Raw genomic sequence first — 12,847 nt, forward strand, 5'->3', positions numbered from 1 at the left:
GAGACCTAGATGAATTCCAGTCGTCCCTATCTGGTCCGCGCGTTGTACGAGTGGATCGTCGACAACGATTGCACCCCACACCTATTGGTCAATGCTGAGCACGCCGGCGTGCGGGTTCCGCCCGGTTACGCCAACGATGGCCAGATCGTGCTCAATGTTTCCCCCAGTGCCGTGCGTCATCTGCACATGGACAACGAGGCGGTGAGCTTCGAGGGGCGTTTTGGTGGTGTTGCCCACAGCCTCTACATTCCTTCCGCTGCGGTCATGGCAATTTACGCGCGGGAGAATGGCCAGGGCATGGTGTTCGATCTTGAACCGCCGCTGCCTGGTGATGATCCGGAGCCAGATGGCGATGGGCCTTCCGGTGACGAGCCGTCGGGCTCGGGTGGCGAGCCTTCGCGACCCAGCGGCCGGCCCAGCCTGAAAGTGGTCAAGTAATAAAAAAGGCGATCCTCGGATCGCCTTTTTCATGCCTGCCGTAAGGTCAGTTGGTGTATTCGAAGAGTCGGACGATCTTCTGTACCCCAGAGACGCTCTGGACAATGCTGGTGGCCAGTTGGGCTTCCTGGCGGGTAACCAGGCCCAGCAGATAGACGATGCCGTTCTCGGTGATCACTTTGATCTGTGAGCTGGGGGCCTTGCCGTCGGCCAGTAGCTGGGTGGTGATCTTGGTGGTGATGGTGCTGTCGTTCATGCGCGCCAGGGTGGAGGAGGGCGGCAGCACTTGCAGCTCGTTGTGCACACGACGAACACCCTGAGCGGACTGGGCGGCCTGACCGGCCAGTTCCTTGAGATCGGCGCGAGGCGTCTGGCCAGCGAGCAGGACGACGCCGTTGTAGCTGGATACGACGATGTGCGAGTTGGTCTTCAGATCAGGGCTGGCCGCTTCGACTTTGGCGCGTACTTTCGATGGTGTGGACTGGTCATCGATGGTCTTGCCGATGGTGCGGCCACCGCAGCCGGAGAGCGCGAGGCAGAGGGCCAGGCCGGCGAGTATCAGCGGGGAACGGATCATTCTTCACTCCCAAACAGTTGACGGTCGATCAGGTCGCAGAGGCAATGGATGGACAGCAGGTGCACTTCCTGGATTCGTGCGGTGATCTTGGACGGCACACGAATTTCCACGTCCTCCGGAAGAAGCAGGGAGGCCATGCCGCCGCCATCACGCCCGGTCAGGGCGACGACGACCATCTCGCGGTCGTGGGCGGCCTGGATGGCCTGGATCACGTTGGCCGAATTGCCGCTGGTGGAGATGGCCAGAAGGACATCACCAGGTTGGCCGAGCGCGCGGATCTGCTTGGAAAAGACTTCGTTGTAGCTGTAATCGTTGGCGATGGAGGTGATGGTCGAGCTGTCGGTGGTCAGGGCAATGGCCGGGAGGCTCGGGCGCTCGCGTTCGAAGCGATTGAGCAGTTCCGAGGAAAAGTGCTGGGCATCGCCGGCCGAGCCGCCGTTGCCGCAGGACAGGATCTTGCCCTCATTGAGCAGCGCGTGGACCATCACCATGCTGCCGTGCTCGATGTGCGGGGCCAGCACTTCCATCGCCTGCAGCTTGGTGTCGATGCTGGCTTGGAAGAGTTGGCGGATACGGGGTTGCATGTCCATCGGGTAAGACCTTCAGTGGGGCGACCGATCAGATGTCGAAGGCGTTCTTCAGCCAGGTCAGTCGCGGGGGCGAATCACCGTCCATTGCATCGACGGCAATCACATCAAATCTACAAGGGTGTTTTGCCCAGCGGGATTCCTGCTGGAGGAACTGCTGGGCGGCGTATGCCAGTTTTTCGCGCTTGCGGGCATCGACGCTCTCGAGTGCGCCGCCCCATCCGGTATGACGCCGGTAGCGGACTTCGGCGAATACTACTGTATCGCCGTCGAGCATGACCAGATCGAGCTCTCCCCGCCGGCATAGCCAGTTCTGGGACAACAGACGAAGCCCATTTGCTTCTAGGTGGGCGCGGGCAACGGCTTCTGCCGCTTGCCCGCGGACTCGTCGATCGATCAAGAGTCGCTGTCTTGCAGGCGCTGGACCTGGCCGTCGCGGAACTCGGCCCAGGGCAGCTGGCGCTCGACTCGACGAGCGGGGTTGAGGGTCAGGCGACCGGAAAGGCCATCAACCTTTGTTTCCGGCAGGGCCTTCAGTTGCGTCAGGCGCGGTGCCAGGCGATAGGCGTCAGCGCCCATCGCGTATAGGCGGCCGAGGCTTCCGCCAGCCTGGGGCCATTGGCTGCCTACCTGCTGGCGCAGCGGATCATCGCCATTGAGCAGCCACGGGGTCTCGCAGAAGCGGATGCCATTCAGGTCCTGGTACTGGGCCGGGTCGTTGCTCGCGGAGTAGAGGTGGGACGTGGCGTAGACCGGTACATCGCCCGCGTACTGGAAGGCCAGGGTTGGCTTGATCTGCTGGGCCTGCTGCGGGGTGGCGGCGAGGAAGATGAAGTCGACGTCCTGGCGGCGCGCGGGTTGGGCGGCCATCGGAACCCCCAAGGTGCCCTGCAGGCGTTTGGCACGGGCTTCGCTCTGGCGGAGTTGGAAGAGATCGGCGATCTGCTGGGCCAGGGCGACTGGCTGGTCGACATGCTCGGCGGCGATCAGTCGGCCACCTTCGGCCTGCCAGCTTTGCTGGAAGGCGCGCAGTACGCGGTCGCCCCACTCGCCACGAGGAACGAGGGCCACTGCGCTGCGCATGCCGTCAGCCCAGGCGCGGCGGGCTACCTCGCGGGCTTCGTCTTCGGCGGCGAGGCCGAATTGGAAGAGCTGGGCGGGTGCTTCCTGGCTGGAGTCGCTGTAGTTCAGGGCCAGTGTGGTGATGGGCAGTTGTTCGCGGGAGCTGAGCTGCTTGACCAGCGGCTTCTCCAGCGGACCCACCACCAGTTGCACCCCGTCGGCCTGGGCCTGGCGGTAGAAGTCATCGATGGAGGTCAGCTTGGAGCTGTCATACAGCTCGATGGCAGGTTGTGGCTGGCCGGATTGCTGGGCCTGGTAGTGGGCCGCCAGGAAGCCGTCGCGCAGCGCGCGGGATACCGAGGCAAGCTGACCTTCCTGGGGCAGCAGCAGGGCAATCTTGGTCAGCGGTTGGCCTGCAATCTCCTTCAGCTTGGTCAGGGCCTGCGGCAGCTGCTTGGCGGCCGGGTGGTCCGGGTTCTGTGCGCGCCAGTTGTCGATGGCGGCCTGCTGCTGTTCGAGGGTGGAGGACGTCTTGGTCAGTCGCGCGAGCTCCAGCCAGCCGGCCAGATCCTTGTCGGCGCCACCTTGCAGCTGGTCCAGCGGCAGGCTGGAAACCAGTGCCCAGATGGCTTCGTGGTTGCTGCTGGCAGCTTCGCCACTCAATAGGGGGGCAATGAATACACGCTCGCGTGCGGCGGCGAGGGTCTGGCCATCGGCCTCCAGGGCGCGGGCGCGGACGAGCTGGGTGCGCACCTGCTGGTCGACGGGCAGCTCGGCCAAGTGCTCGAGGCTGGGGTGGCTCAGGGCCTTGAGGGCGCTCTTCGGCTGGTTGCGCGCCATGGCCAATTCAGCGGCCAGGGTGCTGGCGAATATCTGCTGAGCGGGCTTCAGGCTTTCCATCGGAATCTGCTCGAGGATTCGAGCGGATCGGCCAACGTCCTGCTGTTTGTAGGCGAGGTCGGCGGCAGAAAGACGCAGCAGCACGGCCTGTTCCGGCTTGGCCTCGCTAGCCTGCTGTAGCAGTTGCTCGATGCTGGCCTCGGGGGTGCGGGGCAATTCGCCAAGGCTGGACGAGGGCGAGCTGGAGCAGGCAGCCAGCAGGCCAGCGAGGCATAGGGCGGAGAGCGGACGCAGGCAAGCGATCATTTATCGGTCCCGATACTCGTTAAAGAAAGACGCGATTGTACCCAAGCACCGGTTGAGGCGCGATGTCGGGCCGGTGAATCGGGATACAATGCGCGCTTTCAGTCTTTTCCGAGGTGCCTTGTGACTCTTTCCTCCGCCAGCGGCAACGCATCAGGCACGCTTTATGTAGTCGCAACGCCAATCGGCAATCTCGACGACATCACTGCCCGAGCTTTACGGGTGCTGCGGGAGGTTGCTCTGATCGCCGCCGAGGATACCCGTCACTCTGCGCGCCTCCTGCAGCACTTCGGAATCGAAACTCCTCTGGCGGCCTGTCATGAGCACAATGAGCGCGATCAGGGTGGTCGCTTTCTCGCGCGCCTGCAGGCTGGAGAAGATGTGGCGCTGATTTCCGACGCGGGTACGCCGTTGATTTCAGATCCAGGCTTTCACCTGGTGCGCCAGGCGCGTGCCGCTGGTGTCGCAGTGGTGCCGGTGCCCGGTGCCTGCGCCCTGATCGCCGCCCTGTCGTCGGCCGGATTGCCGTCGGATCGGTTCATCTTCGAAGGTTTCCTACCGGCCAAGGCTAATGCGCGTCGCGGGCGGCTGGAAGAAATGAAGGAGGAACCGCGCACCCTCATCTTCTATGAGGCACCCCACCGGATTCTGGAGTCGCTGGAGGATATGCGCAGCGTCTTCGGTGGTGATCGTCCTGCGGTGCTGGCGCGTGAGCTGACGAAGACTTTCGAGACTCTGAAGGGTGCGCCGCTGGATGAACTGTGCGGCTGGGTGGCGGCTGACTCCAACCAGCAACGGGGTGAGTGCGTAGTGCTGGTGGGCGGCTGGCAGGCTCCGGAAGGTGAGGGCGCGCTGAGTGCCGAAGCCCTGCGGGTGCTGGATCTGCTACTGGCTGAAATGCCGGTCAAGCGGGCTGCCGCGCTGGCGGCGGAGATCACTGGCGTACGCAAGAATCTGCTCTACCAGGCGGCTCTGGAGCGACAGGCTGATTCCTGAGCTTGTTCTCGGAGGCGCCTGCCGTTAACCTTGGCGGCGGAGAGTCGATCGGACAGTCGCTGTCTCATTTCGTTCTGCGATTTTGAGAGGGAGGAAAGTCCGGGCTCCATAGGGCGGAGTGCCAGGTAACGCCTGGGAGGCGCAAGCCTACGGAAAGTGCCGCAGAAAATAACCGCCTAAGCGCGTAAGCGCCGGTAAGGGTGAAAAGGTGCGGTAAGAGCGCACCGCACGACTGGTAACAGTTCGTGGCTAGGTAAACCCCACTCGGAGCAAGACCAAATAGGAATCCATGGCGTGGCCCGCGTCGGATTCGGGTAGGTTGCTAAAGGCTGTCAGTGATGGCAGCCGTAGATGAATGACTGTCCTCGACAGAACCCGGCTTACAGATCGACTCTCTGCTTTTTTACTTCTCTCCGCGTTAGCTCTTCGGTGTTGCGTTCCCCTCCTTTCAAATGCCGAAAAGATCTTACTCTTAACAAATTACTTTAAGTTCGAAGTTCAGCTCCTTGTAAGTGCTGGATTTTCCTCCTGCTTTACTCCGTCAAAACCGTCTAAATCCCCTCTCAGCCCTCGCTAAATTGCCGTCCTGTAAGGAATTTTCCGCTTTTGCGCGCCTTGACGGTGGGGCTGGCCCATTTCTATAGTGTGCGGAAGTGGAGTGAAGTGGGTAGAAGTGGGATTTATCGGCAAGGAAAGCCAATCAAAGGGGGAGCGCAGCCGTGTTTCGCGGAGCCAACGCCATCAGTCTCGACGCTAAGGGGCGACTCGCGATGCCAAGTCGGTATCGGGACGAGCTCGTTTCGCGTTGTGGTGGCCAGCTCATCGTTACAATCGACGCCGTCGATCCCTGTTTGACTGTTTACCCCCTGCCTGAATGGGAGCTCATCGAAGCCAAGCTGCGAGAGCTGCCTTCCCTGCGCGAGGAAACTCGTCGCCTGCAACGTTTGCTGATCGGTAATGCCGTGGACCTGGAGCTCGATAGCGCCGGTCGCTTTCTGGTGCCGCCGCGCCTGCGCGAGCACGCCGGACTGGACAAGCGGGCCATGCTGGTCGGTCAACTGAACAAATTCCAACTGTGGGATGAGGATGCCTGGAACGCGATTTCCGAGGCAGACCTCATGGCAATCAAACAGCCCGGCGGTCTGCCGGACGAACTACGTGACCTAATCCTGTGAGTGCAACCAGCAGCTTCCGCCATATCACCGTCCTGCTCGAAGAGGCAGTGGAAGGCCTCGCCCTGCGCGCGGATGGCTGCTACCTGGATGGCACGTTCGGGCGGGGCGGGCATAGCCGGCTCATCCTTGAGCGGCTTGGACCCGGGGGACGCTTGCTGGGATTCGACAAGGACCCGCAAGCGATTGCGACGGGGCAAGCTCTGGCGGCCGATGACGGCCGCTTTGTCATTGTGCAACGGAGCTTTGCCGAGCTCGGTGACGAAGTGCGCCAGCGGGGCCTGGATGGCAAGGTGGACGGCGTTCTGCTCGACCTTGGCGTCTCCTCCCCGCAGCTGGACGACCCGGAGCGTGGTTTCAGTTTCCTCAATGATGGCCCGCTGGACATGCGCATGAACCCTGATCGCGGCCAGAGCGCTGCGCAGTGGATCGCCAGTGCCAGCGAGGACGAAATCGCCCGTGTCTTCAAGGACTACGGCGAAGAGCGTTTTGCCAAGCGCATGGCCCGTGCTGTGGTGCAGCGTCGCGCAGAGAAGCCTTTCGAACGCACCGCCGACCTTGCGGCCGTACTGAGCGCCGCCAATCCGGCCTGGGAAAAGGGCAAGAACCCTGCGACCCGTGCGTTCCAGGGCATCCGAATTCACGTCAACAACGAACTGGGCGACCTTGAGCAGGGGCTTGATGCCGCGCTCGAGGCAGTCGCCGTTGGCGGTCGCCTGGTGGTGATCAGCTTCCACTCCCTGGAAGACCGCATCGTCAAACAGTTCATGCGCAAGCACGCCAAGGGCGAAGCCGACAAGCTGCCCCGCGACCTGCCGATTCGCCAGGCCGTTTTCGATCCTCGCCTGAAGCTGCTGGGTAAACCGCAATACGCGTCGGACGAAGAGCTCAAGGCCAACCCGCGTTCGCGCAGTGCAGTCATGCGTGTGGCGGAGAAGCTGCGATGAGCCGCATTTACGCCAAACCCCTGCCCGGTGGCAGCCTGCTGATGCTGCTGCTGTTTGGTGGCGTCCTGCTGTCCGCCATTGCCGTTTCCTATAGCGCCCACTGGAACCGCAAGCTGCTCAACGAGCTCTACGCGGAACTCAGCGTGCGCGACAAAGCCCAGGCCGAATGGGGGCGCCTGGTCCTCGAGCAAAGTACCTGGACCGCACACAACCGCATCGAGTCCCTGGCCAGCGAACAGCTGAAGATGCGCATCCCTGATCCGGCCGAAGTGCGGATGGTGGCGCCATGATGAAGCTGGAAGGCGCACTCTATCCCTGGCGCTTCCGGATCGTTCTGGGCCTGCTTGCCATCATGGTCGGCGCCATTTCCTGGCGTATCGTCGACCTGCACGTGATCGACCATGACTTCCTCAAGGCGCATGGCGATGCTCGTAGCGTTCGGCATATCCCGATTCCCGCCCACCGCGGCCTGATCACCGACCGCAATGGTGAACCGCTGGCGGTGAGTACCCCGGTCACCACCCTCTGGACCAACCCCAAGGATCTGATGGCGGTTCGCGACGAGTGGCCGCGCATCGCCCAAGCGCTGGGTCAGGACCCGAAAGGCTTCGCCCAGCGCATCGAGCAGAACGCCAATCGCGAATTCATGTACCTGGCGCGCGGCCTCACCCCGGAGCAGGGGCAGGCCGTCCTGGCCAACAAGCTGCCGGGCGTTTATGGGATCGAGGAATTCCGTCGGTTCTATCCGGCGGGTGAAGTGACCGCTCATGTGGTTGGCTTCACCGATGTCGATGACCGTGGTCGCGAAGGCGTCGAGCTTTCGTTCGAGGAATGGCTGGCCGGCGTGCCCGGCAAGCGCCAGGTCCTCAAGGATCGACGTGGCCGTCTGATCAAGGACGTCCAGGTCGCCCGCAATGCCAAGCCGGGCAAGACTCTGGCCCTGTCCATCGACCTGCGCCTGCAGTACCTGGCCCATCGGGAGCTGCGCAACGCCCTGGTAGAGAACGGGGCGAAGGCTGGCAGCCTGGTGATCGTCGACGTGAAGACTGGCGAAGTGTTGGCCATGGCCAACCAGCCCACCTACAACCCGAACAACCGTCGCAACCTTCAACCGGCCGCCATGCGCAACCGCGCGATGATCGACGTGTTCGAGCCGGGTTCTACGGTCAAGCCGATCTCCATGGCCGCTGCGCTGCAGACCGGCCGCTGGAAGCCCGAGAACAAGGTCGAGGTATACCCCGGCTCGTTGCAGATCGGCCGTTACACCATCAAGGACGTATCCAGGACCGAAGGGCCGATCCTCGACCTGACTGGAATCCTGATCAACTCCAGTAACGTCGGCATGAGCAAGATCGCCTTCGATATTGGCGGCGAGACCATTTACGACACCATGCGCAGGCTCGGTCTCGGCCAGGATACCGGTCTCGGCTTCCCGGGCGAGCGTGTGGGCAACCTGCCCAACCACCGCGAGTGGCGCAAGGCCGAAACCGCCACCCTGTCCTATGGCTACGGCTTGTCCACTACCGCGATCCAGCTCGTCCATGCCTACGCCACCCTGGCCAACAACGGTCAGGCCGTGCCGCTGTCGATGACCCGGGTGGACAGCATCCCCGACGGTGCCCAGGTCCTGCCGGAAGAAGTGGCCAAGACCATGCAGGGCATGCTCCAGCAGGTGGTCGAGGCGCCGCGCGGTGTGTTCCGCGCACAAGTGCCTGGGTACCACGTGTCCGGCAAGAGTGGTACGGCGCGTAAAGCCAGCGTAGGAACCAAGGGCTACACCCAGAACGCCTATCGCTCGCTCTTCGCGGGCTTCGGTCCGTCCACCAATCCGCGCATTGCGATGGTGGTGGTGATCGACGAGCCCAGCAAGGCGGGCTACTTCGGCGGCCTGGTTTCGGCCCCGGTATTCGGCAAGGTGATGGCCGGCGCGCTGCGACTGATGAACATCGCGCCGGACAACCTGCCCACCGAGGAACAACAGACCGCGGAAGCGGCCACCGGCAAAGGAGGGCGGATCTGATGCCCATGCCACTGAACCAATTGTTGCCCCAGGCGCAAAGCGCCACCCTGATTCGTGAACTGACCCTGGACAGCCGCAAGGTGCGTCCGGGCGATCTGTTTCTGGCCGTACCCGGTGCCCAGCACGACGGTCGCGACCACATTGCTGATGCGGTGTCCCGTGGCGCCGTCGCCGTGGCCTATGAAGCCGTGGATGCGAAGGTGTCGGAAACCGCCGGTGCCGAGCTGATCCCGATCAAAGGCCTGGCCGGCCAGCTGTCGGCCATTGCCGGTCGCTTCTATGGTGAGCCGAGCCGTGCCCTGCGCCTGGTCGGTGTCACCGGCACCAATGGCAAGACCAGCGTCAGCCAACTGCTGGCCCAGGCCCTCGACCAGTTGGGCGAACGCTGCGGCATCGTCGGTACCCTGGGTACCGGCTTCTATGGCGAGCTGGAAAGCGGTCGCCACACCACACCCGATCCGCTGGCCGTGCAGGCCACCCTGGCAGGCCTGAAACAGGCCGGTGCCCGTGCCGTTGCAATGGAAGTTTCTTCCCATGGCCTTGAGCAGGGTCGGGTTGCTGCGCTGGACTTCGATGTCGCAGCGTTCACCAACCTGTCCCGCGACCACCTGGACTTCCATGGTTCGATGGAGGCCTACGCGGCCGCCAAGGCCAAGCTGTTCAGCTGGCCGAACCTGCGTGCGCGGGTGATCAACCTGGATGACGAATTCGGCCGCAAACTGGCCGGCGAACAGCACGAGTCGCGTCTGTTCAGCTACAGCCTGGAAGAATCCAGTGCCTTCCTTTATTGCCGAGAAGCCCATTTCGACGATCACGGCGTGCGTGCCCACCTGGTTACCCATCAGGGTGAAGGCTTGCTGCGCAGCCCGCTGCTGGGGCGCTTCAACCTGAGCAACCTGCTGGCCGTTGTCGGCGCGTTGCTGGCCATGGATTACCCGCTGGCCGATGTGCTGAAGGTCCTGCCGTCGCTGCAAGGCCCGGTAGGGCGTATGCAACGACTGGGCGGCGGCGAGAAGCCGCTGGTGGTGGTGGATTACGCCCATACGCCGGATGCCCTGGAGAAGGTTCTGCAGGCTCTGCGCCCCCATGTCCGTGGCCGCCTGCTCTGCCTGTTCGGTTGTGGTGGTGATCGCGATCGCGGCAAGCGTCCGCTGATGGCTGCCGTTGCCGAGCACCTGGCCGACCACGTGCTGGTAACCGACGACAACCCGCGCACCGAGGACCCGGCGCAGATCTTCGCTGATATCCGTCCGGGCTTCGCCGATGCGGACAAGGTCGAGTTCATTGCTGGTCGTGGCCTGGCTATCGCCCAGTTGATCGCTTCGGCTGGCGTTGACGACGTCGTGCTGCTGGCCGGCAAGGGCCATGAGGATTACCAGGAGATCGCCGGCGTACGCCATCTCTTCTCCGACCTCGACGAGGCGGCCAAGGCGCTGGACGCGAGGGAGGTGCCCAATGCTTAAGCCCTTCCGTCTTTCCGAGCTCCTCGGACCGCTGCAAGCCGAACTGGTGGGGGCCGACGTCGCCTTCACCGGCGTTTCCAGCGACAGCCGCAAGATCGAAGCCGGACAGCTCTTCATCGCCTTGGTTGGCCCGCGTTTCGACGGCCATGACTACCTTGGCGACGTTGCTGCCAAGGGCGCCATCGCCGCCCTGGTACAGCGCAAGGTGGCGGATGCGCCTATCCCGCAACTGGTGGTGACCGATACCCGCGAAGGTCTTGGCCGCCTGGGTGCCTACAATCGCGACGGTTTCACCGGCCGCGTCGCAGCGGTCACCGGTTCCAGCGGCAAGACCACCGTCAAGGAGATGCTTGCCAGCATCCTGCGGACCCAGGGAAGCGTGCTGGCCACGCGCGGCAACCTGAACAACGACCTCGGCGTGCCTCTGACCCTTCTGGAGCTGGGTGCCGAACACGACAGCGCGGTGATCGAACTGGGTGCCTCGCGCGTCGGTGAAATCCTCTACACCGTCGGCTTGACCCGGCCGCAGGTGGCGATCCTGAACAACGCCGGTACCGCCCATGTGGGCGAGTTCGGTGGTCCGGAAAAGATTGTCGAAGCCAAGGGCGAAATCCTCGAGGGGCTGCCGGCTGACGGCGTCGCCGTGCTGAACCGCGACGACCGCGCATTCGACATCTGGCACACCCGCGCTGCAGGCCGCCGCGTGATCAGCTTCGGCGTGACTGATGGCCGCGCCGATGTACGTGCCGAGAACCTGACCCGCGATGCGCGCGGTTGCATGGCCTTCAGCCTTCGTGGCCTGGCCGGCGACGCGGACATCCAGCTGAACCTGTTGGGGGCGCACAACGTCGCCAACTCCCTGGCCGCCGCTGCCGCCGCACACGCCCTTGGCGTGCCGCTGGTCGGGATCAAGGCAGGCCTGGAAAACCTGCAGCCTGTCAAAGGCCGCGCCGTAGCGCAGCTCGCCACGAGCGGCATGCGCGTGATCGACGACAGCTACAACGCCAACCCCGCGTCGATGCTGGCCGCCGTTGATATACTCGCCGGCTTTTCCGGTCGCACCGTCCTGGTGCTCGGGGATATGGGCGAACTCGGCGACTGGGCCGAACAAGGGCATCGCGAAGTTGGCGAATACGCTCGCGGCAAAGTCAGTGCCCTGTACGCCGTTGGCCCGCTGATGGCGCACGCCGTCGCTGCCTTTGGTGCCCAGGGGCGCCACTTCGCCGACCAGGCCAGCCTGATCCAGGCGCTGGTCAGCGAGCAGGATGCAAACACCACAATTTTGATCAAAGGCTCCCGCAGCGCGGCGATGGACAAAGTCGTCGCGGCATTCTGCGGGACGGGGGAGGCTCACTAATCATGCTGCTGCTGCTCGCTGAGTACCTGCAACAGTTCTATAAAGGGTTCGGCGTATTTCAGTACCTGACCCTGCGCGGGATTCTCGGCGTCCTGACAGCGCTGTCGCTGTCGCTCTGGCTCGGTCCCTGGATGATCCGCACCCTGCAGATCCGCCAGATCGGTCAGGCCGTGCGTAACGATGGCCCGCAATCGCACCTGTCGAAATCCGGCACGCCGACCATGGGTGGCGCGCTAATCCTGACCGCCATCGCCATCAGCACCCTGCTCTGGGCCGATCTGTCCAATCGCTATGTGTGGGTGGTGCTGGCCGTGACCCTGGCGTTCGGCGCCATCGGCTGGGTGGATGACTATCGCAAGGTGATCGAGAAGAACTCCCGCGGCCTCCCGAGCCGCTGGAAGTATTTCTGGCAGTCCGTGTTCGGTATCGCCGCCGCGATCTTCCTTTATATGACCGCCAGCACGCCGGCCGAGACCACGCTGATCCTGCCGCTGGTGAAGAACATCGAGATCCCGCTGGGCATCGGTTTCGTGGTGCTGACCTACTTCGTGATCGTCGGCTCGAGCAACGCGGTGAACCTGACTGACGGCCTCGACGGCCTGGCGATCATGCCCACCGTGATGGTCGGCGGCGCGCTGGGGATCTTCTGCTACCTGTCGGGCAACATCAAATTCGCCGACTACCTGCTGATCCCTTACGTACCGGGCGCGGGTGAGCTGATCGTGTTCTGCGCCGCTCTGGTGGGCGCCGGCCTCGGCTTCCTCTGGTTCAACACCTACCCGGCCCAGGTCTTCATGGGTGACGTCGGCGCCCTGGCCCTGGGTGCCGCCCTCGGCACCATCGCCGTGATCGTGCGCCAGGAAGTGGTGCTGTTCATCATGGGCGGTGTGTTCGTCATGGAGACCCTGTCGGTGATGATCCAGGTCGCATCGTTCAAGCTGACCGGTCGTCGTGTTTTCCGAATGGCCCCTATCCATCACCACTTCGAACTGAAAGGCTGGCCCGAACCCCGGGTCATCGTACGGTTCTGGATCATCACTGTGATCCTGGTGCTCGTTGGTCTTGCCACCCTGAAACTGAGGTAA

General features: G+C 63.4%; 13 protein-coding genes and 1 other RNA gene. 10 read left to right on the forward strand and 4 right to left on the reverse strand.

Going from position 1 to position 12,847, the window contains the following annotated elements; genetic code table 11:
* Positions 1-9 precede the first annotated feature (9 nt).
* Complete coding sequence (locus E8F06_RS11620) at positions 10-438, forward strand: ClpXP protease specificity-enhancing factor (protein ID WP_280367170.1); 429 nt, start codon at positions 10-12, stop codon at positions 436-438.
* Positions 439-484: 46 nt separating this feature from the next.
* Here the strand turns inward: E8F06_RS11620 and E8F06_RS11625 are convergent, their stop codons facing one another.
* From E8F06_RS11625 to E8F06_RS11640, 4 genes are read right to left on the reverse strand one after another with little or no spacing between them, the layout of a single operon-like run.
* On the reverse strand, positions 485-1,015 hold the full coding sequence (locus E8F06_RS11625; protein WP_280367172.1) for a BON domain-containing protein: 531 nt from the start codon (positions 1,013-1,015) through the stop codon (positions 485-487).
* Entirely contained in the window at positions 1,012-1,605 is a 594-nt protein-coding gene (locus E8F06_RS11630) for a phosphoheptose isomerase (protein WP_077526499.1), read from the reverse strand. Before E8F06_RS11630 ends, E8F06_RS11625 begins: the two co-directional genes overlap by 4 nt.
* A 28-nt stretch (positions 1,606-1,633) precedes the next feature.
* Positions 1,634-2,002, reverse strand: coding sequence for a YraN family protein (locus tag E8F06_RS11635; RefSeq protein ID WP_280367174.1), 369 nt, complete (start codon positions 2,000-2,002; stop codon positions 1,634-1,636).
* Entirely contained in the window at positions 1,999-3,810 is a 1,812-nt protein-coding gene (locus E8F06_RS11640; protein WP_280367176.1) for a penicillin-binding protein activator, read from the reverse strand. The genes E8F06_RS11635 and E8F06_RS11640 overlap by 4 nt, the downstream gene beginning before the upstream one ends.
* A gap of 120 nt (positions 3,811-3,930) precedes the next feature.
* Between E8F06_RS11640 and rsmI the strand changes: the two genes are divergently transcribed.
* The 9 genes from rsmI to mraY all read left to right on the forward strand — a co-directional run bounded on the left by rsmI (position 3,931) and on the right by mraY (position 12,847).
* Entirely contained in the window at positions 3,931-4,803 is an 873-nt protein-coding gene (gene rsmI, locus E8F06_RS11645) for a 16S rRNA (cytidine(1402)-2'-O)-methyltransferase (protein WP_280367178.1), read from the forward strand.
* A gap of 40 nt (positions 4,804-4,843) precedes the next feature.
* Positions 4,844-5,202, forward strand: an RNA gene (gene rnpB, locus E8F06_RS11650) — RNase P RNA component class A.
* A gap of 320 nt (positions 5,203-5,522) precedes the next feature.
* Positions 5,523-5,978: a division/cell wall cluster transcriptional repressor MraZ gene (mraZ, locus tag E8F06_RS11655; protein WP_151131983.1), complete on the forward strand. Its 456-nt coding sequence runs from the start codon at positions 5,523-5,525 to the stop codon at positions 5,976-5,978.
* A complete protein-coding gene (gene rsmH / locus E8F06_RS11660; protein ID WP_280367181.1) occupies positions 5,975-6,922 on the forward strand; it encodes a 16S rRNA (cytosine(1402)-N(4))-methyltransferase RsmH in 948 nt (315 codons plus the stop codon). The genes mraZ and rsmH overlap by 4 nt, the downstream gene beginning before the upstream one ends.
* Positions 6,919-7,212, forward strand: coding sequence for a cell division protein FtsL (gene ftsL / locus E8F06_RS11665; RefSeq protein ID WP_280367183.1), 294 nt, complete (start codon positions 6,919-6,921; stop codon positions 7,210-7,212). The genes rsmH and ftsL overlap by 4 nt, the downstream gene beginning before the upstream one ends.
* Complete coding sequence (locus E8F06_RS11670; protein WP_280367372.1) at positions 7,212-8,942, forward strand: penicillin-binding transpeptidase domain-containing protein; 1,731 nt, start codon at positions 7,212-7,214, stop codon at positions 8,940-8,942. Before ftsL ends, E8F06_RS11670 begins: the two co-directional genes overlap by 1 nt.
* On the forward strand, positions 8,942-10,405 hold the full coding sequence (gene murE / locus E8F06_RS11675; RefSeq protein WP_280367184.1) for a UDP-N-acetylmuramoyl-L-alanyl-D-glutamate--2,6-diaminopimelate ligase: 1,464 nt from the start codon (positions 8,942-8,944) through the stop codon (positions 10,403-10,405). The genes E8F06_RS11670 and murE overlap by 1 nt, the downstream gene beginning before the upstream one ends.
* Entirely contained in the window at positions 10,398-11,762 is a 1,365-nt protein-coding gene (gene murF, locus E8F06_RS11680; RefSeq protein WP_280367187.1) for a UDP-N-acetylmuramoyl-tripeptide--D-alanyl-D-alanine ligase, read from the forward strand. Before murE ends, murF begins: the two co-directional genes overlap by 8 nt.
* Before the next feature lie 2 nt (positions 11,763-11,764).
* The gene (mraY, locus tag E8F06_RS11685) at positions 11,765-12,847 is read left to right on the forward strand and encodes a phospho-N-acetylmuramoyl-pentapeptide-transferase (RefSeq protein ID WP_280355911.1); all 1,083 of its coding nucleotides are present in this window, start codon (positions 11,765-11,767) and stop codon (positions 12,845-12,847) included.

It is taken from the genome of Pseudomonas sp. BN411 (assembly GCF_029871235.1).
Taxonomy (GTDB): domain Bacteria; phylum Pseudomonadota; class Gammaproteobacteria; order Pseudomonadales; family Pseudomonadaceae; genus Metapseudomonas.

Coding starts and splice junctions, on each gene's coding strand:
- murE (WP_280367184.1), top strand. CDS start 8,942: ATGCCCATGCCACTGAACCAATTGTTGCCCCAGGCGCAAAGCGCCACC.
- ftsL (WP_280367183.1), top strand. CDS start 6,919: ATGAGCCGCATTTACGCCAAACCCCTGCCCGGTGGCAGCCTGCTGATG.
- E8F06_RS11670 (WP_280367372.1), top strand. CDS start 7,212: ATGAAGCTGGAAGGCGCACTCTATCCCTGGCGCTTCCGGATCGTTCTG.
- E8F06_RS11620 (WP_280367170.1), top strand. CDS start 10: ATGAATTCCAGTCGTCCCTATCTGGTCCGCGCGTTGTACGAGTGGATC.
- mraY (WP_280355911.1), top strand. CDS start 11,765: ATGCTGCTGCTGCTCGCTGAGTACCTGCAACAGTTCTATAAAGGGTTC.
- murF (WP_280367187.1), top strand. CDS start 10,398: ATGCTTAAGCCCTTCCGTCTTTCCGAGCTCCTCGGACCGCTGCAAGCC.
- E8F06_RS11640 (WP_280367176.1), bottom strand. CDS start 3,810: ATGATCGCTTGCCTGCGTCCGCTCTCCGCCCTATGCCTCGCTGGCCTG.
- E8F06_RS11630 (WP_077526499.1), bottom strand. CDS start 1,605: ATGGACATGCAACCCCGTATCCGCCAACTCTTCCAAGCCAGCATCGAC.
- E8F06_RS11625 (WP_280367172.1), bottom strand. CDS start 1,015: ATGATCCGTTCCCCGCTGATACTCGCCGGCCTGGCCCTCTGCCTCGCG.